The 24,327-nt window shown below is 70.6% G+C and carries 19 protein-coding genes; 13 read left to right on the top strand and 6 right to left on the bottom strand.

Features of this window, described 5'->3' with window-relative positions; all coding sequences use genetic code 11:
- Positions 1–4: 4 nt before the first annotated feature.
- A complete protein-coding gene (locus tag Pla133_RS21475) occupies positions 5–1,372 on the bottom strand; it encodes a serine/threonine-protein kinase (RefSeq protein ID WP_145069100.1) in 1,368 nt (455 codons plus the stop codon).
- A 68-nt stretch (positions 1,373–1,440) separates the two neighbouring features.
- Complete coding sequence (locus Pla133_RS21470; protein WP_145069097.1) at positions 1,441–2,166, bottom strand: RNA polymerase sigma factor; 726 nt, start codon at positions 2,164–2,166, stop codon at positions 1,441–1,443.
- Positions 2,167–2,325: 159 nt separating this feature from the next.
- On the opposite strand from Pla133_RS21470, the gene Pla133_RS21465 reads away from it, so the two are divergent.
- The 4 genes from Pla133_RS21465 to Pla133_RS21450 all read left to right on the top strand — a co-directional run bounded on the left by Pla133_RS21465 (position 2,326) and on the right by Pla133_RS21450 (position 9,110).
- Complete coding sequence (locus Pla133_RS21465) at positions 2,326–4,086, top strand: mucoidy inhibitor MuiA family protein (RefSeq protein WP_145069095.1); 1,761 nt, start codon at positions 2,326–2,328, stop codon at positions 4,084–4,086.
- 212 nt (positions 4,087–4,298) lie between these two features.
- Positions 4,299–5,213 carry a coiled-coil domain-containing protein gene (locus tag Pla133_RS21460; RefSeq protein WP_145069093.1) on the top strand — a complete coding sequence of 305 codons (915 nt, stop codon included), beginning with the start codon at positions 4,299–4,301 and terminating at the stop codon, positions 5,211–5,213.
- A 92-nt stretch (positions 5,214–5,305) separates the two neighbouring features.
- Positions 5,306–5,959 (top strand): ECF-type sigma factor, encoded by a 654-nt coding sequence (locus Pla133_RS21455; RefSeq protein ID WP_145069091.1) that lies wholly within the window; start codon positions 5,306–5,308, stop codon positions 5,957–5,959.
- A gap of 43 nt (positions 5,960–6,002) precedes the next feature.
- On the top strand, positions 6,003–9,110 hold the full coding sequence (locus Pla133_RS21450; protein WP_145069089.1) for an SUMF1/EgtB/PvdO family nonheme iron enzyme: 3,108 nt from the start codon (positions 6,003–6,005) through the stop codon (positions 9,108–9,110).
- Between the two features lie 258 nt (positions 9,111–9,368).
- Here the strand turns inward: Pla133_RS21450 and Pla133_RS21445 are convergent, their stop codons facing one another.
- The 3 genes from Pla133_RS21445 to Pla133_RS21435 all read right to left on the bottom strand — a co-directional run bounded on the left by Pla133_RS21445 (position 9,369) and on the right by Pla133_RS21435 (position 12,944).
- Positions 9,369–10,673 (bottom strand): MFS transporter, encoded by a 1,305-nt coding sequence (locus Pla133_RS21445; RefSeq protein WP_145069087.1) that lies wholly within the window; start codon positions 10,671–10,673, stop codon positions 9,369–9,371.
- A gap of 78 nt (positions 10,674–10,751) precedes the next feature.
- Positions 10,752–11,573, bottom strand: a complete 822-nt coding sequence (locus Pla133_RS21440) for a hypothetical protein (protein WP_145069085.1) — start codon at positions 11,571–11,573, stop codon at positions 10,752–10,754.
- A 348-nt stretch (positions 11,574–11,921) separates the two neighbouring features.
- Positions 11,922–12,944, bottom strand: coding sequence for a hypothetical protein (locus tag Pla133_RS21435; protein WP_145069083.1), 1,023 nt, complete (start codon positions 12,942–12,944; stop codon positions 11,922–11,924).
- A gap of 128 nt (positions 12,945–13,072) precedes the next feature.
- Between Pla133_RS21435 and Pla133_RS21430 the strand changes: the two genes are divergently transcribed.
- The 9 genes from Pla133_RS21430 to Pla133_RS21385 all read left to right on the top strand — a co-directional run bounded on the left by Pla133_RS21430 (position 13,073) and on the right by Pla133_RS21385 (position 22,760).
- Positions 13,073–14,626, top strand: coding sequence for a bifunctional metallophosphatase/5'-nucleotidase (locus Pla133_RS21430; protein ID WP_145069081.1), 1,554 nt, complete (start codon positions 13,073–13,075; stop codon positions 14,624–14,626).
- A gap of 13 nt (positions 14,627–14,639) precedes the next feature.
- Positions 14,640–16,184 carry a hypothetical protein gene (locus Pla133_RS21425; protein WP_145168492.1) on the top strand — a complete coding sequence of 515 codons (1,545 nt, stop codon included), beginning with the start codon at positions 14,640–14,642 and terminating at the stop codon, positions 16,182–16,184.
- Positions 16,181–16,921 (top strand): NAD(P)H-hydrate epimerase, encoded by a 741-nt coding sequence (locus Pla133_RS21420; RefSeq protein WP_419191817.1) that lies wholly within the window; start codon positions 16,181–16,183, stop codon positions 16,919–16,921. The genes Pla133_RS21425 and Pla133_RS21420 overlap by 4 nt, the downstream gene beginning before the upstream one ends.
- A 96-nt stretch (positions 16,922–17,017) precedes the next feature.
- The gene (rfaD, locus tag Pla133_RS21415) at positions 17,018–18,004 is read left to right on the top strand and encodes an ADP-glyceromanno-heptose 6-epimerase (protein WP_145069075.1); all 987 of its coding nucleotides are present in this window, start codon (positions 17,018–17,020) and stop codon (positions 18,002–18,004) included.
- A 372-nt stretch (positions 18,005–18,376) separates the two neighbouring features.
- Complete coding sequence (locus Pla133_RS21410) at positions 18,377–19,219, top strand: enoyl-CoA hydratase/isomerase family protein (protein ID WP_145069073.1); 843 nt, start codon at positions 18,377–18,379, stop codon at positions 19,217–19,219.
- Entirely contained in the window at positions 19,216–20,247 is a 1,032-nt protein-coding gene (locus Pla133_RS26635; protein WP_419191816.1) for a zinc-binding dehydrogenase, read from the top strand. Before Pla133_RS21410 ends, Pla133_RS26635 begins: the two co-directional genes overlap by 4 nt.
- Positions 20,248–20,281: 34 nt before the next feature.
- Positions 20,282–21,142: a 3-hydroxyacyl-CoA dehydrogenase family protein gene (locus Pla133_RS21395; RefSeq protein WP_145069071.1), complete on the top strand. Its 861-nt coding sequence runs from the start codon at positions 20,282–20,284 to the stop codon at positions 21,140–21,142.
- An 88-nt stretch (positions 21,143–21,230) separates the two neighbouring features.
- A complete protein-coding gene (locus Pla133_RS21390) occupies positions 21,231–21,977 on the top strand; it encodes a hypothetical protein (RefSeq protein WP_145069069.1) in 747 nt (248 codons plus the stop codon).
- Positions 21,978–22,760, top strand: coding sequence for a hypothetical protein (locus Pla133_RS21385; protein WP_145069067.1), 783 nt, complete (start codon positions 21,978–21,980; stop codon positions 22,758–22,760).
- Here the strand turns inward: Pla133_RS21385 and Pla133_RS21380 are convergent.
- Entirely contained in the window at positions 22,730–24,031 is a 1,302-nt protein-coding gene (locus Pla133_RS21380; protein ID WP_145069065.1) for a (Fe-S)-binding protein, read from the bottom strand. The two genes, Pla133_RS21385 and Pla133_RS21380, sit on opposite strands and share 31 nt — an antisense overlap.
- Between the last annotated feature and the right edge of the window lie 296 nt (positions 24,032–24,327).

Here is a 24,327-nt window from a genome sequence, read left to right as displayed (position 1 = left end):
CGCCTCAGCCGGAGTGCCCCTCGAGGGCCTTCCCCACCGCCGCGACCAACTCCGCCGCGTGCTCCCCGTCCGCGCGTTTGAAGTCGATCCGAACCGTCCCCGGATGCTGTTGCGGGAAGCCGTCGAGCGTCGTCAGGTGCCTCACCCGCAGATCCAGTCGCGAGCGTCCGAACCACTTCGGCCGCAGCTCGATGCTCACGATCTCGTCGAACGGGATCCGCAGCGTCCGAGTCGTCGGCACGTAGAAGGGTGGGCAGCCCTGGGGGCGGTGGTCGATGACCAGGCCGTCCTCGTCGAGGCTGATCGTGCCCTCGAGGTTCCACAGGCCCCCGTACTGGTTGGAGTTCACGAAGCTGAGGCGGAAGCCGCGGCCGGGGGCGCGCACGACGCGCCGCGCAGGGGCGGGCACGGTGGGCGCACTCCGAGTCGCCTCGATCGCCGCCGCGAACTCCGCGGCGCTCTGGAAGCGGTCGCGCGGCTCGCCCTGGAGGGAACGGTGCACGACCTCGTCCAAGCGCGGGTCGACGTCCACGCGCTCGGAGGGGGCGGCGTAGCGCCCGCGCGGGACTTCACCCGTGAGCATCTCGTACAGCACCACGCCCAGGGCATAGACGTCCGCCCGGTGGTCGACCTCCAGGGGGCGGTGGATCTGCTCGGGGGCCATGTACTGGGGCGTCCCCATGATCTGGCTGGCGCGGGTCAGGCGCAGGTCGTCGCCTGCGCTGCCGACCATGCGCGCCAGCCCGAAGTCGACGATCACCACGTGGCCGTCGGGCTGCACGAGGATGTTCTCGGGCTTGATGTCGCGGTGCACCACGCCCTGGCCGTGGGCGTACTCGAGGCCCGCGCAGATGGCGGGAACCAAGGCCAGCGCGCGCTGCGGGTCGATCGCGCGCTCGTCGAGCAGCCGCCGCAGGGAACAACCCTCCACGTACTCCATCAGGAGGAAGTAGCGTCCGCCCAGCTCGCCGAAGTCGTGGACCGTGACCACGTTCGGATGCTGCAAGCGGGCCAGGGCGCGGGCTTCGGTCAGGAAGCGCTCGGCGAAGGCCGGGTCCGCGGCGGCCTCCGGCGACAGCAGCTTCAGCGCCACCGGCCGGTCGATGCGCCGCTGGCGGGCGCGGTAGACCAGGCCCATGCCGCCGCGCCCGATCAGCTCGATGATCTCGAGCTGGGGAAAGTCGCGGCGCACCTCGGCGAGGTCGATGGGCGGATCGGTGCTCGGGTCGTGGCTGGCCATGTCGTCGGCAACGAGGGGGTCGGCGAGGGCGATGGCGCCCTGGCGCAGGACGCAGGCGGGGCACAGGCCGGCGAGGGCCCCGCGCGCGGGCAGGTGGGCCCCGCAGCGGGGGCAGTGGACGGGCATCTGCATGGTGTCGAGGTCGCTCCTGCCCTCCTCTGACGGAACCGTGGGCCGAGGTTACGGCACGGGCTGGGAAATCACGCCAGGGCCTCGAACAGGCCGCGCACCTCGTCCTCGACCTCGTCCGGATCCACGAGGGTCTCGCCGACCTCGCGCCGCAGCAGCGCGGCGAAGCGCTGGCGCAGGCGGTGCGCGGCGACCTTGACCGCGCCCTCGGTGCTGCCCAGTGCCTCGGCCACGGCGGCCAGGCCGCCGTCCACGCCGTCGCCAACCAGGGTCGGACGCAGGGCGGCGAACAGGTCACCGCGGCCGGAGTCCTCGTACTCGCGCCCCAGGCGTTCGACAACGACCTCGAGCAGGGTCAGAGCCCAGGTCCGCAGGAAGAGGCGCTCGGGGTCCTCGGCGTCGCTGCCGATCTCGGCCAGGCGCCGCTCCGCCTCGGCGCCGTCGAGGGAGACCGCACGCTGGCCACCGCCGCGCTTGAGCGCACCCTCGCGCTCGCGGGCCTTGGACTCGAAGTTGTTGAAGGCCGCGAGCAGGAAGGAGCGAAAGCGGCCCCGCTCGCGGTCGGCGCGGGCGATGTCGCCGCGCTCGAGCAGGTCGGCGAAGAAGGCCTGGACGTGGTCTTCGGCGTCCGTGGGGTCCGCGCCGCGGCGGCGCGCGAAGGCGTAGACCGGGTACCAGTAGAGCTCGCACAGCTCGGCCAGGGCCGCGCCGCGCTCGGGGGCGGCGCCGGCCCCGGCGCGGGCGACGATGCTCCAGCGCGTGGTCGCGAAGTGGGGGCTCGGGGATCGATCGGGCAAGGGCAGGCAGTCTAGTTCGAGGCCAAGGGGGCTGCGGGTAGGCGGACGTCCGGTGCCAGGCACAAGACCGCCGCCTGCCCGCGTGGGATTGGCCCCAAGCTCCGGCGCCCCCGTGCCGTTCCGTCACCGACGGGGCGATCTTGCCCCGGGAGAACCGCCATGCACCCGAGCCGCCCTGCTGCCCTGTTCCTCGCCCTTCCGCTCCTGGCCCCGGTCCTGGCTGCCCAGGACAGCATGGAGCAGGCCCTCCAGGACTTGATCGCGCGCCACCAGCAGGCAGCGATCCCCCAGGGCAGCACCATCATTCCGCACGTCACGGTCCAGGACCCCTCTGAACAGTTCGGGCAGCCACGGATCACGCTCTTGACCTCCACGGCCGAGGTCGCCTCGACCATCGACGAGGTCACCGTCTACCCGGACTCAGCGCGGGTGCGCCGCGTCGCCCAGCGGCCGGGGGGGGCGACCGAGGTCTTCCTGCGTGGCCTTCCGGCGGGTCTGGACGAGAGCAGCCTGCGGGTGCGCGTGGCCCAGGCCGAGTTGGTGGAGTTCGAGCTCCTGGCCGAGCACCGCGAAGCCCTGCCGGACGCGCGCCTCGAGCAACTGCGCGCCGAGCTCGAAGCCCTGCGGGCCGAGATCGGCGACGCGGCCGGCACCCTCGACGTGGTGCGCGCCATCGACGCGCACCTGCGCCGCGAGCTCTCCGACGGCCTCGGCGGCGAAGGCGGACCGACCGGCGCCGAGCGGGTCGAGGACTGGCGCGAGACCCTGCCCTTCCTGCGCAGCGAGCTGGAGCGACTGGGCGGCGAGCGGCGCGAGCTCGAGGGGCGCCTGGACGACCTGCGCCGACGCGAAGCGGCCCTCGATCGCCAGCTCGGCGACCTCGGCCGCGGCGGCGCCGCCGTGCGCGACCTGCGCCTCGAGTTGGTCGAGACGATGATCGGCGGCGGCGAGATCGTGGTCGAGTACATGGTGCCGGGAGCGCGCTGGACGCCGGTCTACGACCTGCGCTCGTCGCAGGCGCTGGACACGGTCGAGCTCGTCTACCGCGCGCGCGTGTGGCAATCGAGCGGCGAGGACTGGAGTGACGTGGCCATGGTGCTCTCGACCGCCGAACCGCGCCGCGGCGCACAAGGGCCGCAGCCCGCACCGCGCTGGTTGAGCCTCGGTGGCGACGGCTACGACCGGGCCTTCCTGGGACAACTGGAGGGGCTCGGCTACCTGGACGCCGAGGTTGCGGTGGCCCGGATGGCGGTGCCGCAGGCCGAGGCGAGCGTCGAGTCCGCCGGCCTGCACCTGCGCTACCGCCTGCCCCAGCGCGAGACCATCGAGAGTCGGCCCGAGCCGACCACGGTCCTGGTCGGCCGCCGCGAGCTCGACGTCGCGGTCGAGCGCTACTGCGTGCCGGCACTGGACGAGACCGTCTGGGTCCGCGGCCGCGCCACCAACGGCACCGGCTGGACCCTGTTGCCCGGCCAGGTCGGCATCCACGTGGGCGACGAGTACCTGGGCACCGCGCGCCTGCCCCGCGTGGTCGACGGCGCCGAGTTCGACCTGGCCCTGGGCCTGGACCCGAGCCTGACGGTCGAGCGCGTGCTGCTCGACGAGAACCTCGAGCAACCGGGCCTGTTCGGCAGCAAGGTCACGCGCACCGAGTCCTGGATGGTGCGCGTCGCGAACGCCAGCGGCGAGCCCCGCGAGGTGCTGCTCTACGAAGCGGTGCCGCGCGCCAACGACGAGCGCATCGAGGTGCGCTTCGACCGCACGACCCCGGCGCCGCTCACGGGCGAACGCTTCGACCGCCTGCGCGACGAGCAGGGCGTGGCGACGTTCCGGCTCGAGGTTCCCGCCGGCGGCGAGGCGCAGGCCCACTGGCGCCTGCGGGTGGCGTGGCCGAAGGGTCAGGGGCTGACGGGGATGTGAGGGTCGCGACGGTCGACGGGCGGGCGTGCCGGAGGGGCCGGCTCGGCCCAGGCGGCGGGGCCGCAGGCGGTCACGGCGGGGCACCGTCGCCGCGGCCGAGAGGGCGACGATTTTTTGAGATTGGGCCGGAGTCGAGGTGGGGCTGCTCGTTGGGTGGGAAACGACCCGCGGGCGGTTTCGGCCGCCCGCTCACCCCCCCGCCCGAAACTGCCATGCGAACCCTTCTCACTCTGATCCTCACCCTGCTTCTCGTTCCGGTCGGCTTCTTCTTCGTCGCCGACCGCCCGCTCGGTGATCTCATCGAGCTCGCCCGCGCCGGTGCCCACCTGTCGGTCAATGGGGCCATCGAGCAGGTCCCGATCGAGGTGCGAGACCGCAAGCTCGACCACGACGTCGAGAACCAGCGTCGCCAGCTCACGGATCATCAGGTGGCTCTGAACCTCTCACGCCGCGAGCTCGGCCTGCTCGAAGTCCAGGTCCTCGAGCTCGAGGAACGCGGGACCCGGAGACAACGCCTGCTCGCCGAGGCCTATCCCGTGCTCGAGAGCGCGATGGCCGAAGAGCGAACCGACATCGAATTCGCCGGCAGCAAGTACTCCCTCGAGGGCTTCCAGACGCACCTCGACGAACTCCTGGCCGAGGATCAGCGTGAAGCTCGCCAGCTCGAGATCCGCCGGGCCGGCCTCGCCAAACTCACGGCCAGCATCGCCGACGGCGAGCGGGCCCTGTCCGACATGCGAGACTCGTTGCTCGCCCTCGAGCAGGAGATCGACCTCCTCCGCACGCGGCGCAACCAAGCGCGGCTCGAAGGCCAGACCCTGGAGCTCGTCTCGGCCGTGGCCGGGGCCCCGCTCGACTTCGGCTCGGCCCTGGGTGCCGAGGCGGACCAGCTGCGAGTCGAGGTCGATCGGCTCGAGGCCGGCAACGAGGCGCGCCGGTCCGTGGTCCCGGCGGCCGGGCGAACCAACCGCGTGGCCGCCGATTGGGAGCGCCTCGAGCGCCTGCGGGCCATCCACGGGGGCGAGGCGGAGGTGGAGGCGGAGGACACTGTTGCCGCGCTGCCCGAGGCCTGGGAAGTGACGTTTGCGATTGCCCGGACCAACAACGCGACCGCCCAACTGCGCTGAGCAATTGACCCCTCCGCCCGATCCCCGCCTGGGTTGGATCCCACGCGGATAGGATCGGGCGGACCTGAGCGCCAAGCCCCCGATTGCCGACGATGAACGCCTCCGACGATGAGACCCTGGCCGACCTCTTGCAACGCCACCGGGACGCAGCTGCGGCCCATGCAGCAGCACCCGAGTCGGATCGAGGGGCGACCCTGATCGCCCTGCAGAAGGCCCGCAATGCCGCGATCGAGTGGATCTACGGCTACTTCGACCGCGAGCTGCGCCCGGTCCTGCGCCAGATCGACAGCCGCACCTCGGACCAGACCAGCGTCCAGTACAGCGTCCTGGTCAACGAGTTCTTCGCTCGGGTCCTGGCGCGGGAGGACGACCCCTTGTTGCGACTCGAGTCGAAGCGCGAGCTGGTCCGCTGGGCCTCGGTCTGCACCGCGAATCTCCTGCGTGACGTGCTCCGCCGCCGGCGCAGCACCCCGCTCGAGCACGACTCGTTGGTCGAGTTTGCTGACGGCCGAGCCGAGCACTTTCGCCGCAAGCACGGCCTCGACCTGGAGCCGGCCCTGGACGAACTCGAGCGCTGGGACGGCCGCGCCGAGCCCTGGCCCGCGCGGGCGACGGTGCTGCGACACAGGTACATCGACGGGCTGACCTACGACGAGATCGCTGCCCAGATGGGCACCGAGAAGAAGGCGGCCATGCGGCTCAAGGAAGCAGCGATCGAAGCGCTGCGCGAGCGCTTCGGAGCCTGAGACCCCGACCCCCCCTTTCGCGACCCCTTGCCCCCCCCCCCCAATGAGTTCTTCCAGTAGTTCGTCCGAGTCCGCGCCCCCCGACGGGAACCTGCACGAAGCCCTCGGTCTGGGCGGATCCAGCGAGCTGGAACGTGTCTGGCCCGCGACCTTGACCGCAATCGAGGAGAAGGGCTACGAGCTCGCGGCGAAGCCCGTCGTCGGCAGCGGCGCGACGGCCGTGGTCCTGCGCGCCCACGATCGGCGGGGCCGTCGCCACCTGGCGCTCAAGGTGGTCCTCGATCCGCTCGACGACCGCTCCTATCGCCAGTACCTGCGTGAGAACCAGGTCCTGGGCCGATCGAACCTGCCGGCCAGCGTGGTGCGCTACGACGGCTACCTCGAGGACCCGCGCAATACCTACCAGCCCATGCTGGTCCTCGAGTACATCGAGGCCCGCAGCCTGCGCGATTACCTCAAGCGCCAGAATCCGACCCTGGAACAGCGCCTGCGCCTGTGCCGCCAGCTCCTGCACAAGGTAGCGTCGCTGCACGCCAGCGGAGTGCTGTGGGCCGACCTGTCCCACAACAACATCCTGGTCGACGGCAAGGGGCAGCTGCGCTTCATCGATTTCGGTGTGGCCGGTCCGATCGGCAGCGATGGTCGCTCGATCACTTCAGTCGACGGCGGGCGCGGGACCAAGTCGGTCACGGCGCCGGAGGTCCTGGACGGGCGCCGCCCCGAGCCTCGCGACGACCTGCGCGCGGCGGCGGCGGTTTGTCACTTGGTCCTCGGCGGTGGGAGCGTCGACGCAAAGCCAGCGGAGGGCGAGGTCGCAGGCACCAGCCGCATGACTCGCCCGCGGCGCGACCTGCTCAACGACTTGACCGGCCGCGGGGTCCCGCGCGGCTTCGCGGTGATCCTGGTCGACGCCTTGATCACCGCCGAGTCACCCGGCGACGGCAAGGCGCCCGAGGCGGGCGAGGTTGCCGCACGCCTCGACACCTGGTTCGAAGATCGAGTGCGCTCCCGCCGCACCTTCTGGAGCTTGAGCGTTGCGGTCGTTGTGATCTTGGGCCTGTTGGTCACGGGCCAGAGTCTTTGGAGTCGCTACCAGACCAAGGTGGCCGAGGTCGAGGACAGCGCCAATCTCGTCCTGGCCGGCGAGCTCGAGCGTCGTCCCAACCTCCACCATCCCGCCTTGGAGGGTGCCAAGGCGCGCATCGAGAAGCTGGCCCTGGCGCTCGAGCGCAGCTTGACTCTCGGCGACGCCAACGCCGCGGCCGAGGCCCGGCGCGAACTGGTCGAGGCGCGCCGCGGCGCGCTCGAACTCAGCCACGACCTGGAGGCAGCGGAGCCGCTGCTGGCGAGCCTGGGCGACATTCTGACCAGCACTCCCTGGGAGAAGGACTGCCCGACCATCGGCGCGCGCGTGGCCGCGGCGAGTCAACGCCACCTGGAGCTGGGCGCTACCGTGGACTCGGCCGACTTGGGCGCCGCCTGGCCGGGTCTGCGGAAGCTCCAGCGGGACCTGGCCCGGCTCGCCGCGGACAATGCCGCGGCCATGCGCGCGGCGGAGAAGCGCGGGGAGTACCGGCGGCTCGAGAAGGGGGTGGCCGAACGCCTGAGAGAGCTGGCCGGATGGCAGGCCATCGCCGATCGCGAGGCCGACGCCGAACAACTGATGCAAGACGGGCGCTTCGACGACTCTGCCGGCCCTGGCGCGGTCACGGAGTTCAGCCAACTGCGCTTCCAGCTCGAGGCCTTCCTGCGAACCAATGAGTTGCAGTCGGAGCGCGAGGCGCGTATGGCGACCGACGGCACTCTGACCGCGAGCCTCGAGGAACGCATCGACGGTTTGGAGTCGGCGCGCGATTCCCTCCGAGAGCAGCTCGAAAGCGTTCGACGGTTGCTCTTCAGCACGGAGACAGACTTGGCCAAGATCTCCGGCGAGCGCGATCAACTCGCGTTGCAGCTCGCCGCCATTCGCGATGATCGCGACGACGCGCTGGTCGAGGTCGCGCGCCTGAACGGCGTCGTCTCCCAGACCGAGGCGCAGAAGCAGTCCGCCGAGGAACAGGTCGACGAGCTTCGGGACCTGGTCGCCGCGGCCGAGGGGTCGAGCGCTCTCCTCGAGGCCGAAATCGCGAGCTTGACGGTGGAGCTGACCGCACTGCGCGAGGCGGCTCGGGAGACCATAACGGCCGAGCCGGCTCAGTACGTTCCCGCCTGGGCGGAGCTGATCATTGCCCGTCCGGATCCCAAGGTGGTCACCGACGCGGAGGCGCGGCGCCGCATGGAGGCGACCGGTCTGCCCTGGAAGGTGCGCGACCGCGCGAGTGGCATCGTCATGCTCCTCGTTCCGCCTGGCACCTACTTCCGCGGCGCCTCCCGCGATGACACAGAGGCCGCCCGCGACGAGCAGCCTGCCCACCAAGTTCGCGTCCCGGAGCCCTTCTATCTGGCCGAGACGGAGGTGACGCACGCGCAGTGGGGCCGCTTCGTGATCAGTGCCGAGTACGCAACGGAGGCCGAGCGGAACTCCGGCGGTTACACCGCAGGCGTGGGCGGCGCAGGGCACGTTGACCCCGGCGCGACCTGGAGAGACCCCTTGCCTCTTCTGGACGTCGATGTGACCGGGAAGGACTGGCCGGTGGTTCAGATCACCTGGAACGATGCCCAGGCCTTCGCCCAGCACTACGGCCTCCGGCTCCCGCGGGAGTCCGAGTGGGAGTACGCCTGCCGCGCCAACTCCGCTGGCAAGGATTGGTGGGGAGAGGCTTCCGTCGCGGCGGGCGCCTCGAGCAGGCTTGCCGCACGAACCACCGAGCCGCGCTTCCGGAACTGGACTTCCTTCGATGTCGAAGATGAGCGCGACCTGCTGGCGCCGGTCGGCACCCAGCGAGCCAACTCCTGGGGCTTCCACGACCTTCTCGGCAACGTCTGGGAGCCCTGTTCCACGGCATACGACAGTGACTTCTACTCTGAGCTAGCGGCGCGTCCCCAGCCAGTGGACGCCAGCGCGGACGACGAGGCACAGGGCGACATGCACGTGCTGCGAGGTGGATCCTGGATCGACGACCCGTGGAGCGCTCGCGCCTCGCTGCGCAACGCCATGTTCCCCGACATCGCTCACGCTCTCGTCGGTTTGCGGGTCGCGAGGACGCCCTGACCCGGACTGTTCGTGAGCACGCGCGCGAAACAGCGCAATCGGCCGGGGCGGCCTCGCGGCCCCCGCCGGCACTCTGCGAACGCCGGCGCGCTCGACGACTCGCAGGGGTCGCCTGCGCGTCCGCTGTCCGCGGAGTACAGGTAGCAACCGAGCTGGGCGGTTTCGAGCACGTCTACGTGCAAGGTCAGGGCGAGAGGGCCGGTCGCACGATTCCGTGGTTGAAGATCGTGCGATCCTCCCCGCGCGACCGCGGTCGATCTAGTTGCCCTGCACCTCGTCGAGACCCCGCGCCACCGCGCTGCCGGCCAGGGACATGGCGGCGAAGAGCAGCAGGACCGTCTCGACGCCGGCGAACTGCGCGACCAGTCCGAACAGCCCGCCGAGGGCCAGCAGAGCGCCGACCAGCGTGTTGCTGACGGCGGTGTAGGCCGCGCGGCGGTTCTTGGGGGCCATGTCGACCAGGTGGATCTTGCGGCCGATGCGGACGCCGCGGTAGGCGATCATCAGCACGAACAAGAGCGTCGGCAGGGCGAGGGACGAAGCGCCGGTCACCACGCCGGTCCAGCCCAGGATGGCGGCGGCGCTCAGGGGCAGGGCCGCGGTGAGTCCGCTGAGCATCAGCACCCGGCGGCTCGAGCGGTCTGCGAGTCGGCCCCAGACGTAACTGCTGAGCAGCCCCGCGAGCGACGACGCGAGCACGAAGGGGCCGAGCTGACCCAGGCCCGACTCCGTCGATTGGGCGCCGAGGGCCAGCAGGTACGGCGGCGCCAGGGCGGTGGCCATCATCAGGCCCCGGGCGGCGATGAAGCGCGTGAGCTGAGGGTCCTCGCGCAGGTAGCCGAGTTGATCGAGGATGCCCTTGGGCTTGCCCTCGGAATGCTCCGACGCCGGCTCCGCGAGGCTCGCGAACATCCCCGCGCCCAAGAGCCACAGCACGCCGGCCACGGCCAGGGCGCCGGCGACCGTCGCCACGTTGATCGGCAAGAGCCCGCTCGCCAGGGCGATCCCGAAGCCCAGCACCAGGGTCGAGGAGATCGTCGTCGACAGGCCCGACGCCGCGCCCCGCGTCGAGCCGGCCACGGTCTTGCCGAAGACGTCCTTCAGGGTGACCGAGGCCACGCTGCGCGCGAGGGCGAAGACGGTCAGCAGGCCGACGATGGCGACGCCCGCCGCGACGCCGTCGAGGGTGATCGCGCACAGCGCCATCCCGAGCACCGCGAGACCCTGGACCGCGCTACCCGCGGCCCAGGTCCACTTGCGGTGCCGCACGCGATCGAGTCGCGCGGAGATGACGAGCTGGGGCAGGAGTGCCCCCGCTTCGCGGATCGGTACCAAGAGGCCGACGAGCCCCGTGGGCGCGCCGACCGCTCCCAACAGCCAGCTCAAGACCAACTTCGGATCGGCCAGCCCGTCGCCGGTCTTCGTCGCGGCCAGGGACAGGGCGTGCAGGAAGAAGTTCCGCGGCTGGTGGCCCCGCGCCGGCGGGTCGAGGTCCGCGGCTTCGGCGCCGCCCTTCCAACCGGACAGGGAGACGTAGGCGCGGCGAACGAGCGGGGGCGTCATGGTGGGGGAGATGCGGGACCCGGGTCGGCAACAGGCTAACGCCGCCCCTGTCGCGTCCGGTCGCAACTCCCCCGCAGCTCACGGGCAGGGCGGCTTCTGCGTCTGGGTCGTCTGATTGACCAAGGTCGCCCCCGCGGCCGCCCGGTCCACGGCCACGAACTGGAACGGCCCCTGCTGGGTGAACAGGACCGCGCACCCGAGCCCCGGCGTGAACTGCGTCGACTCGACCCGCACACCGCCGCCGATCGGAATCAGGGCATCGACGTGGTGGCTGTAGCCCGAGGACAGGGTCAGCCCGCCGAACGAGGCATAGACGACGTCGCGGGTGAAGTCGACGGTCGGCGCCGGCACGAAGGGGTTGTGCTGGAACCAGAAGGCCTGCCAGGCGGCGTCGTCGGTGAGCAAGAGGGTGCTGGGCGCGGTGAAGGCGGCCGGGTGCTGGCTCTTGAAGCCCTCGACTACAACGTTGAAGGCGAGGTCGGTGAACTCGTGCTCGAGCCCGTTGGACAGGCTGGCCGTGAAGCCGAGCGGGTCGATCGCGGCGGCCTGGGTCCACAGGGGCGTCCCGACGCCGAGGGTCGTGGGCACCGAGAGCCCCAAGCGCGCCTGGCCGGCGCCGTCGGCCGTCGCGGCCCCGAACACGAAGGCCGAGGCCAGGTCCACGGCCAGGGGCTGGCCCTCGAAGCCGAGCCCGGTCGGCGCCCCGGTGCTGGCGACGAAGACCACGGGCGCGCCAGGCTGGGTCCTGACCACGAAGTCGTGGTCCTGGCCCAGGGCGAGGCCGAACCAGGGGCCCGTCGACGGGTCGCTACTGGATCCGAAGCCGGGGTTCTCGACGGACAGGACGGGAGCCGCGCTGATCTGTGTGACGGCGATCAGGCAGGGGAGCAGGACGGACATGGGATTCCTCGGGGCGCGGTCGTTGGGACGAATCCGGGCGCGCTGGCGCCTGGGCACTGGGGAGCGCTTCGGGCCAGATCAAGTGCCGTGCCGCGAGAGCGAGTTACCGAGAGGCGTGTAACCGGTGGGCTCTGGAGCAGGTCCACGGGGGTGGAGGGGCGGGGGCTGGTGGGCCTGGGGATCCGCCGGCGAAACGCCCCTCGACGCAGGCGCTCGGTGGGGCGCTCGAGTGGCGCTCGAGGTCCCGACCGAAGGCCTGACCCCACTTCGGTCTTTCCGATAGCCCGACGGATCGCCCGACCGGCGGCCCGTCGAATCTGTTGCCCGATGGCCCGACCGATCCCCCGGTCAGCCTCGCTCCAACTCGACGACCAACTCCTCGACCACCTCGCCCGAGCTGTCCGCGACCGTCTCCGTCCGGCGCATCCGACCCTCTCCCAGGCGCTCGACGCGGACACGCAGGGTTTGCCCGGCCTCGTCGAGGCGATAGGTCCACGCCGTCGGACCTGTGGCTCCCTCCTCGGGCTGGGCCGTGCGCAGGACCGGGTCGTCGCTCTCGAGCCGCCACGTGCGCCAGGCCCCAGCGCCGGCCTCGAAGCCGCGCACGGCCAGTCGTTCCTCGTGCTCGTCGCCCCGATCCAACTCGAGCACGCCGAGCACCAGGGCGTCCTTGTTCAAGAGGCGCACGCGCAAGCGCGCCTGCAACTCGACCTCACCCCCGCCGTCGCGCCGCACCGCCAGCCCCTTCCACTCGCCCAGGGTCCAGTCGAGCTCCCGCGCGGCCGCGTCCGGGGCCACCTGCCCCGCGTTCCAATCCTCCTCGAACAACCGCTCCTGGGTGACCTCGCCGGCCGTCCGCGTGCGCGTGAATTCCATGATCCAGTCGGTCTTCCAGCTCTGACCGCCGTCGACGCTGGTCGCGCTGTCCCAGCGCGTGGAGTTCGCCAGGGCGTCGGAGAAGCTGTAGCGCGTCCACGTTCCCCGGGGCGAACCGGCGAAGAACTCGCCGCGCCCGTGGCGGAAGCGGCCCCCGAGCGAGCCGAAGGCCCCGCGCCCGGTCGTGGTCCAGAACAACACCAGCTTCCAACGCTCGGTGGTCGGATCGAAGGCGCGCAGGGAGAAGCCGTTCTGGAAGCTGCCGTACCAGGGGCCGCACCACTCCTCGAGGATCGCCGCGCCGTCGCAGACCGGCGTGATGCGCGCGCGGGTGTCCTCGCCCTCCGACCAGGTGCCGTCCTCTTGCAGGTGGCGGTTGTGGACCGCCCATTCGCCGATCCAGAAGTCGAATTGGCGCGGAGGTGGCGTGTTGGCGGCGCCTTGGGGTGCGTGGATCGAGTTGGCGAGGGCCAGGGCGAGCAGAATCTGGAGCACGGGAGGTCCTATTGGAGGCCGGTGGCGGCGGGTGGAGCGGACCCCCTTGGTCACGTACGGCCGCCTGTCCTATTCCGAAGGCCGCTGGCGTAGGCTCGGCCGCCCGGCGCCCCGCCGCCGCCCCTCCCATGCAAGCAACCCGCCTCGCGCCCCGCTCGTTCCTGCTCGTCCTGGCTTCGATCCTGCTCGCCGTGCCGGCCCCCGCGCCGCCCGCGGCCCAGGACTCGCCCCAGCCGATCCACCTGGTCGTGCTCCACACCAACGACGTCCACGGCCAGGCCCTGCCGCGCGCAGCGACCTGGATCGAGGATCGCAAGGTCGACGTCGGCGGGCTCGTGCGCGTCTCGGAGTTCATCGAGCAGGTGCGCGCCGAGCACACCGGCCCCGGTCGCGGGGTGCTGGTCCTCGACGGCGGCGATTGGTTCCAGGGCACGCCCGAGGGCGCCGTCGACGCCGGGCTGCCCTTCGTCCAGGCCCTGGTCGCGGTGGGCTACGACGCCATGGCGATCGGCAACCACGAGTTCGACCTGGGCCTCGCGCCCCTGCGGCGGATCCTGACCGAGGCCGCGCCGCCGGCCGTGTGCGCCAACCTGCGCCTGCCCGACGACTCCGCCCGCGTGGATTGGGTCGAGCCCTGGCGCGTGATCGAGCGCGCGGGGCTGCGGATCGGGATCGTCGGGCTGGTCGAGCAGGGCACGCCCTTCATCACCCACCCCGAGTCGCGGACCCTGGTCTTCGAGGAGGAGTGCGCGGCCCTCGCCCGCGCCGAGGCTGAGCTCGCGGATCGGGTCGACCTGATCGTCCCCTTGACCCACTGCGGCGTGTCCGTCGACCGGCGCCTGGCCGAGTGCGATCCTTCGCTCCAATTAATAGTCGGTGGTCACTCGCACACCTTCCTTCGCAGCGGCGTGCGGAGCGGGGACACGCTGATCGTGCAGGCCGGTTCCAAGGCCACGGTGGTCGGGCGCGTGGACCTGATGATCGATCCCGTGACCAAGCGCGTGCTTGAGTCGACCGCGCGACTGATCGAGCTCGAGCGGGCGCCCGAGGGTGAACCTGCCAACGCCGAGGTCGCAGCGCGGGTCGAGCGCTTGGCCGCGGCGGCCGAGGAGGCCATGGGCGAGACCGTGGGGCAGCTGGCCGGGCCGATCGAGCCGGGCGACAACCTGCGCTCCATGGCCATCGGGAACTGGATCGCCGACGTCTTCCGCGTCGGCGCGGACGCCGAGATCGGTATCCACAACCGCGGAGGCATCCGCAAGCAGCTCGTGCCGGGCCCCCTCACGCGGCGCGACCTGTTCGAGCTGCTGCCCTTCCCGAACACCGTGGTGGTGCTGGAGCTGACGGGAGCCGAGTTGATGCAGAGCGTCGAGGGCAAGCTGCTGGGCGTCGCTCGCTCGATGCTGGAGGTCAGCGGGATGCGAATCGGCTACGCCTTGGACGCGGAGGGCTTGATCGAGCGGGTCGCGTTGACCGTTGGCGGCGAACCGGTGGACCCGGATCGGGTGTACCGGGTGGCGACCAACTCCTTCCTGGCGGACGGCGGCGATCGCCTGTTCGAGTTCGACCACGAGGTGCCGCGGATCGATACGGGGACGCTGCTGCGGGACCTACTCGAGCGTGACCTGGCGGAGCGGGGGACGGTCACCCCGCCCGCGGACGACCGCTATCTCGAACTTTGAGACGAAATCCCGGGTGACGTGTAACCTCGGACGCGCCCGTTCGTCCTTCATGCAGATGCGAGCACTACTTCCCTTCCTGCGTGCAGCCGGCGCCGGCCTGCTGCTGATCACGACGGCCCTCGGCGACAAGCTGCCCCAGGACGTGGTCGACGACATTCACGGGCCTGACGAGCGCAAGCGACGGTCGGCCGTGTCCAAGTTGGCGGACATCGGGACCGTCGAGGCGTGGGAGCTGATCGTCGAGCGTCTGGCCGACGAGGAGCCGGAGGTCGCCGACCGGGCCCAGCTCGAGTTGGCCAGGGCTGCGGGCGAGGATGTCCTGGAGGTGATCCACGGGCGCGATGCCCTGCGTTCGAAGAACCCGTTGGTGCGCGAGCGGGTGGTGGAATCGTTCGGACGGGCGGAGCGGACGGTCGAGCCGGCGGAGCTGCGCGGCGCCTTCTCCGACAAGGAAGCGCCCGTGCGTCGCATGGCGGCCTGGTCGGTGGAGCGCCTGGCCCTCGCGGGTCGCCTGGGCGAGCAGGAGCTGGGCAAGCTGGAAGACGCGTTGGGCAAGGCGGCGCGGAACGAGAAGGACGGGGCGGCGCGAGGTGCGGCGCTGGTGGCCGCGGCGACCATGAAGCTCGACCAGGCCCGCGATCGGATCGAGGACGCCCTGCGGGATCGGGACCAGGCCGTGCAGTGCGGAGCCCTGATCGCGCTGGGCACCTTGGGTCAGGCGGATGGGCCCGAGCGGATCCTCACCTTCTTGGACGAGAAGCGGCCCCTCGCGTTGCGGCGGGCCGCCGCGCGCGGGCTCGAGGCCCAGGGCGATCGCGGGGCGCTGCTGGCCCTCGCGGACGTGCTCGAGAACGAGCCGCGCCTGCGCCTGCAGCAGATGATCGTGGCGGCCCTGCGGGGCATGACCGGCGAAGGCATCGGTCGCAACGCCAAGGCCTGGCGGGCCTACGCCGAGGCGCTGGCCGAGGACTGGAGCGCCAAGCGCGAGGAGCGGGACATCGAGGTCGGCGACACCGTGGCCAAGCTCGCGGGCCTGCCAGTGCTGTCGGACCGCATGTCCGTGCTGATCGACATGTCCGGGTCCATGTGGCAATCGGGCGACGACGGCCGGCCCCTGAAGTCGCTGGTCGAGGTGGAGCTGCGTCGCTTCTTCGAGCTGCTGCCGGAGGACTCCCGCATCAACCTGGTGACCTACGCCACCGAGCCCGCGAGCTGGGAGTCGAAGCTGGTCCAGGCGACCAGCCGCAACCTGGCGGCGGCCATGGAGTGGTTCCAGGAAAGTCGGCTGCGCGGTCGCGGGAACGTCTGGGACGCCATCGACCTCGCGCTCGAAGACGAGGAGGTCGACACGCTGATCGTCCTCACCGACGGAGCGCCGACCGGTGGTCCCCATTGGGACATGAAGTTGATCCCGGAACTGCTGCTCGAGCGCAATCGCTTCCGGCAGGTTGCTTTCGACGTGATCTTGACCGACCCGAACAGCGGTCTCGAGCGCCGGTGGCAGGACCTGGCGCGGCGCAGCGGGGGCATCTGCACCTCGGTGAGGTTCGGAGATTGACCCACCCGGGCGAGACCAGGATCGGCACGGCTGACCAGGTGCGTGAACTCGATCGACGCGCGACCAGCGAGTTCGGCGTGCCCTCCGACTTGCTCATGGAGTCCGCGGGCCGGACCTGCGCCGACGCTGCCCAAGAGCTTCTGGGTCGCTCTCGTGGTCCAGTGGCCATCTTCTGTGGACCCGGCAACAACGGCGGCGATGGCCTCGTCATCGCTCGAACCCTCTTCAACCGGGGCGTCGATGTTCGACCGGTTCTGGTCGGGCCCTTCGAATTACGGGAGTGCCTCTCCGCCGACACGGCCGCGAACCTCGCCCGGCTCGAGGCCCTGGGGGTTCACTTGACCAGCCTTCCGGTTTCGGGCGCAGACGAGCCTGCCGCTGTCGGTGGGGCCCTGGAGGGGGCCTTGGAGGGGGCCGCGCTGATCGTGGACGCCCTCTTTGGCACCGGCCTCGTGCGGCCCCTGCGACCGCCCTACTCGACGGTCGTGCAGCGCTTGGCCGCCTGCGGGGCTCCGATCCTCGCGGTGGACCTTCCCAGCGGACTCCAGGCCGACACTGGCGAGCGCATGGGGCCCGTGGCCCATGCGACCGTGACGGTGACCTTCGCCGTTTGGAAGCGCGGGCTGATCGAAGGGGCCGGGCCCTCCTGCGCGGGCCGAGTGCGGGTTGCCGAGATCGGCATCCCGCGCTGCTTGGTCGAGGTGCTCCCGGAACTCTCGGCCTGCCGCGCCCGTTAGACTGCGCCCCCGAGTGGCGTCCCACGTTCGCAGTGACCCGCTCTGGTCAGCCCCCGCGGTGCTCCTGACCTGGAGCGCGTACCACCCGTCCCGACCATGATTTTGATCACCGGAGGAGCCGGCTTCATCGGCTCGAACCTCGTCGCGGCACTCTGCGACCGTGGCGAGCACGAACTCGTCATCGTCGACCGCCTGCGCGACGGCGAGAAGTGGCGCAACATCGCCAAGCGAGAGCTGGCGGACGTCGTGCGTCCGGAGGACCTGCCCTTCTTCCTGGAGCGAAACCGCGGACGAGTCGAGGCGATCTTCCACATGGGCGCGATCTCGGCCACGACCGAGCGCGACGCGGACAAGATCGTCGCCAACAACCTGCGCCTGACCCTGGACCTGTGGGAGTGGTGCGCGCGCAACGGTGCGCGGATGATCTACGCCAGTTCGGCCGCGACCTACGGGGACGGCGCACTCGGCTTCGACGACGACGGCTCGATCTCGGCCCTGGCCAAGCTGCGGCCGCTGAACGCCTACGGTTGGAGCAAGCTCGCCGTGGACCGCAGGGCCGCCAGGCTGGTCGCCGAGGGCGCACCCTCGCCGCCCCAATGGGCCGGTCTGAAGTTCTTCAACGTCTACGGCCCCAACGAGGGCCACAAGGGCGACATGAAGAGCGTCGTGGCCAAGACCTACCCCCGGGCGGCGGCGGGTGAGCCCGCGGTCCTGTTCCGCTCCCACAACCCCGACTACGAGGACGGTGGGCAGCTGCGCGACTTCGTGTGGGTCGGCGACTGCGTCGAGATGATGCTCTGGCTCTACGACCACCCCGAGGTGAGCGGCCTGTTCAACTGCGGCAGCGGCAAGGCGCGCTCCTTCGTGGATCTCACCCGCGCGGTGTTCACCGCGCTCGGAAGAGAGCCGCTGATCGAGTTCGTCGACACGCCGGTCGAGATCCGCGACAAGTACCAGTACTTCACCGAGGCCAAGATGGACCGCATCCGAGCCGCCGGCTTCAGCGCCCCGTCGACGACCCTCGAAGACGGTATCGCCGAGTACGTGCAGAGCTACCTGCACACCGACGATCCCTACCGCTGACCCTGATCCTTCCGCGCGCAAGCGTTCGTATGGTGCCCGCTCGTACGGTGCCCGTTCGTACGAACGCCTACGCGCGAGCGAAGCCTGCCCAGGGGCTCTTCGCGCAACCCTATCGCCGAATTGGCCTGCCGCGGGTGGAGCCACGCGGCGTGTGCCACTAGTGTCCTGGATCAGAAATTCGGCGTCACTGCCCGGAGGTCCAATCGATGCTGGCTAGGCGCGCCGACGACGCGTATCCGCTGCGATACTCGGAGGAGGCGCTGGCGACGCCAGCGGCGATCGGAGCCCGGGAAGTGACGCCGAATTTCTGATCCAGGACACTAGAACGCTCCGTCCAATCCGCCGCCGCGAACGTCTCCGAAGCCCTCTGCCATGCCCCAGCCCTCCGACCTATCCGCCCCCGAGACCCTGGCCAACGGTCGCGTGCGTTACCAGAGCGGTGGCGGCGTCGCGTTGTTCACGCTGACCTGCCCCCCCGCCAACGGCTACAGCTTCGAGATGATGCGCGACCTGGACGAGGCGATCCTGCGCGCGCGCTTCGACCGCGAGGTCGAAGTGATCATCGTCTGCGGCGAGGGCGAGAAGTTCTTCTGCGCCGGCGCGGACATCTCGATGCTCGAGCGGGCCGAGCCGAACTTCAAGTACTACTTCTGCCTGCACGCCAACGAGACGCTCTTGCGTTTCGAGCACACGCCGAAGTTGGTGATCGCGGCCCTCGGCGGTCACTGCGTCGGGGGCGGGCTCGAGATCGCGCTGGCCTGTGACCTGCGCGTGGCGCGCAAGGGCTCGGGCAAGTGCGGACTGCCGGAGGTGGCGCTCGGGGTGCTGCCGGGAACCGGCGGAACCCAGCGCATGGCTCGCATGCTGCCGCGCTCCAAGGCGATCGAACTGATGGCGAGCGGCGAGCGCTTCGACTTCGACCGCGCGGAAGCCCTGGGGCTGGTCGACCGCCAGATCGAGGCACAGAGCGAGGAAGAGTTCCTGGCCGCCGTGTTCGAGTACGCCGGTCAGTTCATGAACCCGGCGCATTCCTCGGCCAGCGTCGGACACATCAAGCGCGCGGTCCAGGGCGGGGCGGATCTGCCGCTCGAGCAGGGCTTGGCCCTCGAGCGCGAGCTGCAGGCGAAGCTCTTCTCCGGTCCCGATGCCAAGGAGGGGCTGGCCGCTTTCATGGGCAAGCGCGCGCCGCACTTCGAGGGGGGGACCGCCTGGTGAAGGCCCTTCGTATTCACGGGCACGGGGACCCTTCGGTCCTGCGCCTGGACGACCTTCCGGATCCGGAGCCTGCCCCGGGTCAGGTGCTCGTGCGTGTGCTCGGCGTCTCGATCAATCACCTCGACCTGTGGGTCCGGCGCGGGATGCCGGGCTTCAAGGTCGAGTTCCCGCGCATTCTCGGCTGCGACGGTACCGGCGAGGTCGTCGCCGTGGGCGAAGGAGTCACCGCCTTCCATCCCGGTCAGAAGGTCGTGCTCGAGCCCGGCTACTCGTCAGGCCGCTCGGAGTTCGACCTGGAGGGGTTGGACCACCTGGCCGAGGACTACGCCATCCGCGGCGAGCACGGGGACGGCTTCGATCGCGAACTGGTCGCCATCGAGCAGCGCTACCTCTGCCCCCTGCCCGACGGGTTGGATCCGGTGCGAGCGGCCGCGGTGCCCCTGGCCTTCCTGACCGCCTGGGGGATGATCGAGCGGGCGCAGCTAGAACGGGGCGAGACGGTCCTGGTGATCGCCGGCTCCAGCGGTGTCGGCTCCGCCGCGATCCAGATCGCTTCGCACCTCGGCGCGCGAGTCCTGGCCACCGCGGGCAGCGACGCCAAGCGGCAGTTGGCCCTGGATCTGGGCGCCGAGAGCGTGATCGACCACCACGACCCGGACTGGCCGCGGGAGGTCAAGCGACTCACCGACGGCGACGGTGCCGACGTGGTAGTCGAGCACGTGGGGCCCGCCACGTGGTCGGGCTCCATGCGGAGCCTGGCGCGCCTGGGGCGCCTGGTGACCTGTGGCGGCACGACCGGCGCCAAGGTCGAGATCACCCTCCCGCACCTGTTCATCAAGAATCAGACGATCCTCGGCTCCACGATGGGGCCGGCCTCCGCCCTGCCTCAGATCTTCGATCGCGTAGCGCGCGGCATCTATCAACCTGTCCTCGACGCGGCCGTGCCGATGTCGGAAGCCCGCGCGGCCCACGAGCGACTCGAGTCCGGCGGCGTGGTCGGCAAGATCGTGCTGCTGCCCGGCTCCTGAACCAGAACACACTCCGAGACCCCCCCCGACTGCAATGGACGCGAACACGATTGAAAGGGCGCTGATCATCGGCGCCGGCACCATGGGCCACGGCATCGCCCAGGTCTTGGCCATGATCGGTATCGAGACCCGCCTGGCCGACGTCAACGAGGCCGCCCTCGAGTCGGCCATGGCCAAGGTCCGCGCGAACCTGGACAAGGGCGTGGACAAGGGCAAGGTCGAGGCCCATGTGCGCGACGCTGCCCTGGCGCGCCTGTCGACCACGACCGACCTCGCCGGTGGTTCGGCCGGCGTGCACTGCGTGATCGAAGCCGTGCCGGAGCGACTGGAGTTGAAGCAGGGGATCCTCTCCGACCTCGGCGCGCGCCTGGGGCCGGACGTGCTCCTGGCCAGCAACACCAGTTCGCTCCCCCTGACCGAGATCGCCAAGGTCGTACCGCACCCCGAGCGCGTGGTCGGAATGCACTTCTTCAACCCCGTCCACATCATGAAGCTGGTCGAGGTGGTGCGCGCCGACCAGAGCTCCGACGCGGCGGTGGCGGCGACGGTCGGCCTCGCGACCCGCATGGGCAAGGACCCGATCACCGTCATCGATCGTCCAGGCTTCGCCTCGTCGCGCCTGGGGATTGCGATCGGCATGGAGGCCATCCGCATGGTCGAGGAGGGGGTGGCCTCCGCGCAGGACATCGACAAGGCCATGACCCTCGGATACGGATTCCCCATGGGGCCCCTGAAGCTCACCGACCTGGTCGGTCTGGACGTGCGTTTGTCCATTGCGGACTACCTCTCGGAGGCCCTCGGGCCCCGCTTCGAACCGCCCGCGCTCTTGCGCCAGATGGTCGAGCGTGGAGAGCTCGGCAAGAAGTCCGGCCAGGGCTTCTACGACTGGAGCTGAACCGCCGGTGCCCAACCGACTTCGACAGCCGGCGAATGGACCGCTGGCTCGCGCGTAGACCCAGCCTTACCCCAGCCACCGATCGACCATGAGCGAAACCAAGACGGCCACCGACAACCAGGACTGGCACCCCCAGCTCGAGAACGACGTCCAGGGCGGACGCGCCTTCCCCGTGTGGATCTGGGGCTGTGGAGGCGGCTGCCTGATCGTCCTGATGCTCTTCATCGGGGGCAGCGTCTGGTTCGGGAACAAGATGTTCTCGACCTTCGGTCCCGAGGCGGCCTGGCCCGTGATCAGCGAGGTGATGCCGTTCGGCGCGGTGCGGCCTGAGGGTTACGAGCCGCTCAAGGTCGAGCCGCGGCTGATCACCGGCATGATGCGGCGGATTCCGGGGATGGACGACAAGGAGCTCGACAAGGTCCCGGACATGCAGCTCCTGATCATCAATCGGCCGGGAGACAGCAGCGGCAAGAGCGATCTGACGGCGATGCTCTACCGCCTGCCGGTCGGCGCAACGCAGAAGGAGAAGCTCGAGTTCCTGCACGAGCCGGCCAACTCCCCGGGTGAGGGTGAGGTCGAGGTCTCCGAAGGTGAACAACTGGAGGTGACGCTCCAAGGTCGCAAGCTGAAGGCCCTACGCTTCGCCGCGGACTCCACCGGGCCCGTGAATCCATTCATGTCGGGCGAGTCCGTGGAAGTGCTCCAGGTCGACCTGAGCGGGGAACGCGCCAGGCCGCTCCTGCTGCACCTGTCCTCGAACAAGGCCGGTGTCGTGCTCGACGAGGCTGCGCTGCAGGACTTCTTCGCGCCCTTCGACGTGTGGGGGGGCAAGTAGGTGGCGGCGCCCACCGTCGCCACGGAAGACACCCGGAGGCCGGACAGCCTGTTCGGAGTGCTGTTCGTGATGCTGGGTCTGATGTTGGTGGTCGGCCTGGGCGTGGCCGTCTTGGGTCTGCGTGTGCAGGGCGCGGACTCGCGAGAGCTCTACGACGACCTCTTCGAGCCGGGCGTCGAGCTGCCCTACTCCCTGCACTTCGCCGGTGGGACCGCGGTGGCCAGCAAGCAACGGTGGGTGCGACTCGAGCGGACCGTAGAGCCGGCGGAGCCACGCGGTGATGTCGGCGGCGAAGGGGACGCGAGCACTGCCTCCGCCGCAGACGGAGCGGCCGAGTCGTCCGGCGGAGTCCCCGGCGCTCCCACCGGGGACCTGCGGACGAAGCTGCCCGAGGTGGTCCTGATCGGGCGCTACGCCGGACCCGTGCCGGTCGCTCGCCAGTTCGAGACCGGCAACCTGCCCAGCGGTCAGATGCTGTCCGAGCGTCGCAAGAGGTGGCTGGAGAAGCCCGACCAGCGCAGCAGTTGGCAGGGGCTGGTCGACCGTGGCGTGGTGGGCTTCGGCCCCTGGGAAGCGGACTACGTCCACCTGCGCCAGTTCCTCGACGACGGCAGCTTCTACGACCTGATCCGCGTCAACCTGTCGAGCGCGGACACGGGTCAGATTCTGGTGGCCCACTGGCCGCTGGGGAACGAGCACGCGAGCGTCGAGCCCCTCAAGGCGGTGCTGGATGTACTCCGACTCTCGGACGGTCAGGACTCGGGCGACACCGCAGGCGTGTAGCGTTCGGCGACCAGTTCGGCCAGGTGGGCCACGCGCACATCCAAGCCGGCCCGCGCGATGCCCTGGCTCCACTGGAGCTGGCAGCCGGGGTTGGCGGTGACCAGCACCTGGGCCCCACTGCGTCGCAGGCTCTCGAGTTTGGGTTCGAGCACCGCACTCGAGTCATCGGGACGCAGCAGCGAGTAGAGCCCCGCCGATCCGCAGCAGCTCTCGGAGTCGGCCAGGGGACGGGTATCGACGCCCGGCAGCGAATCGAGAACGTCGAGGGGCGGCTGCCGGACAGCCTGGCCGTGGCACAGGTGGCAGGGTGCGTCCCACGCCGCGGTGATCGGTGCCTCGCCGGAGCCGTCGGCACGCGCGACCCCGGCGAGAATCGGAGCCGCCACCTCCGAGAAGTCGCGCACCCGAGCGGCCACATCGGCGGCCCGGCTGCGCCATGGGTCCTTCGCTTCGAACAGGTGTGCCAGCTCGCGCAGGTGAGCCCCGCACCCGGCGCTGTTGACGACGATCGGCAGGCTCGGCTCGGCCTCGAATGCTTCGATCGCCTTGCGCGCCAGCTTCCGCGCCAGGCCCCGCTCCCCGTTGTGCGCGTGGAGGGACCCGCAACAGACCATCGCCTGTGAAACGCGCACCTCGTGACCGAGGGCCGTCAATGCCTGGACCGTGGCGCGGTTCGTCCCGCCGAGAAGAATCGGCATCACACAGCCCTCGAGCATCCAAACAGACCCGCGATCGGTCGCCGCGGCGTGGCGCGGGGTGACCGCGGGCAGGCGCCGCCGATCCCTCGCCGGGGGCACGGCCGGCGCGCCGTCGATGAAGCGTCCGCGCTCGCCGAGCAGGGCGCGCACCATGCGATCGAGTCCGCTCATCTGGCCGAAGCGCGCCAGGACCGCGGCCGCGCCCAGGGCCCAACGGCTCGGCAGCAACCAGGCGAAGGCCGCGCGACGAGCGAGTCGGCGCAGGCTCGAACCACGGCGCCGCTCCAACCCATCGCGGGTCACCTCCATCATCGGCCCGAACTGCACCCCGGCCGGGCAGACGCTTTCGCAGTGACGACACAGGAGGCAGAAGTCCATCTCATCCTCGAAGTCCTGGCCTGCCTCGATCCGGCCCTCCGCCACTGCCCGCATCAGATGCACCCGGCCCCGCGGGCTCGACGACTCGACCCCCGTCAACTGGTAGGTCGGGCAGGAGCGCAGACACAGGCCACAGTGGATGCAATCCAACGTGGCTGCGTGGTCGACCAGGTCCTTGGGGTTGTGGAGGTCCATGGGAGGTGGAAGCACCTCGGCGTTTCGAGGTCACTCCCGGCGCGACGGACACGGCCGAGGATCGCGTGAGCTGGACGGGGCCAGTCGGGACGGGGCCAGTTCGCGAGGGGCGAAGGGCCCGGCCGGAAGTGGAGTGCCGCCCGCCGCGGCTGACCGGTCGCCATCCGCAGGCGACGGGCAGAGAGTGCGTGCTGAGCCGGCTGGTTGGGGAGCACGATCGGCGAAAGGCGGTCCACGAGCCGAGGATCGAGGGTTGCGGACCGCGGACCGCGGACTACGGACCACAGGCCACGAAC

Origin of the sequence: Engelhardtia mirabilis (genome assembly GCF_007748095.1) — a bacterium.
Lineage (GTDB): Bacteria > Planctomycetota > UBA1135 > UBA1135.
Note: the sequence above shows the minus strand (reverse complement) of the source record. Positions and strands in the feature narration are given on the sequence as shown.

Excerpts from the sequence above, each read along its gene's own strand:
- Pla133_RS21475 (WP_145069100.1), bottom strand. The coding sequence starts at position 1,372 with ATGCAGATGCCCGTCCACTGCCCCCGCTGCGGGGCCCACCTGCCCGCG.
- Pla133_RS21465 (WP_145069095.1), top strand. The coding sequence starts at position 2,326 with ATGCACCCGAGCCGCCCTGCTGCCCTGTTCCTCGCCCTTCCGCTCCTG.
- Pla133_RS21460 (WP_145069093.1), top strand. The coding sequence starts at position 4,299 with ATGCGAACCCTTCTCACTCTGATCCTCACCCTGCTTCTCGTTCCGGTC.
- Pla133_RS21455 (WP_145069091.1), top strand. The coding sequence starts at position 5,306 with ATGAACGCCTCCGACGATGAGACCCTGGCCGACCTCTTGCAACGCCAC.
- Pla133_RS21450 (WP_145069089.1), top strand. The coding sequence starts at position 6,003 with ATGAGTTCTTCCAGTAGTTCGTCCGAGTCCGCGCCCCCCGACGGGAAC.
- Pla133_RS21445 (WP_145069087.1), bottom strand. The coding sequence starts at position 10,673 with ATGACGCCCCCGCTCGTTCGCCGCGCCTACGTCTCCCTGTCCGGTTGG.
- Pla133_RS21440 (WP_145069085.1), bottom strand. The coding sequence starts at position 11,573 with ATGTCCGTCCTGCTCCCCTGCCTGATCGCCGTCACACAGATCAGCGCG.
- Pla133_RS21430 (WP_145069081.1), top strand. The coding sequence starts at position 13,073 with ATGCAAGCAACCCGCCTCGCGCCCCGCTCGTTCCTGCTCGTCCTGGCT.
- rfaD (WP_145069075.1), top strand. The coding sequence starts at position 17,018 with ATGATTTTGATCACCGGAGGAGCCGGCTTCATCGGCTCGAACCTCGTC.
- Pla133_RS21410 (WP_145069073.1), top strand. The coding sequence starts at position 18,377 with ATGCCCCAGCCCTCCGACCTATCCGCCCCCGAGACCCTGGCCAACGGT.
- Pla133_RS21395 (WP_145069071.1), top strand. The coding sequence starts at position 20,282 with ATGGACGCGAACACGATTGAAAGGGCGCTGATCATCGGCGCCGGCACC.
- Pla133_RS21390 (WP_145069069.1), top strand. The coding sequence starts at position 21,231 with ATGAGCGAAACCAAGACGGCCACCGACAACCAGGACTGGCACCCCCAG.
- Pla133_RS21380 (WP_145069065.1), bottom strand. The coding sequence starts at position 24,031 with ATGGACCTCCACAACCCCAAGGACCTGGTCGACCACGCAGCCACGTTG.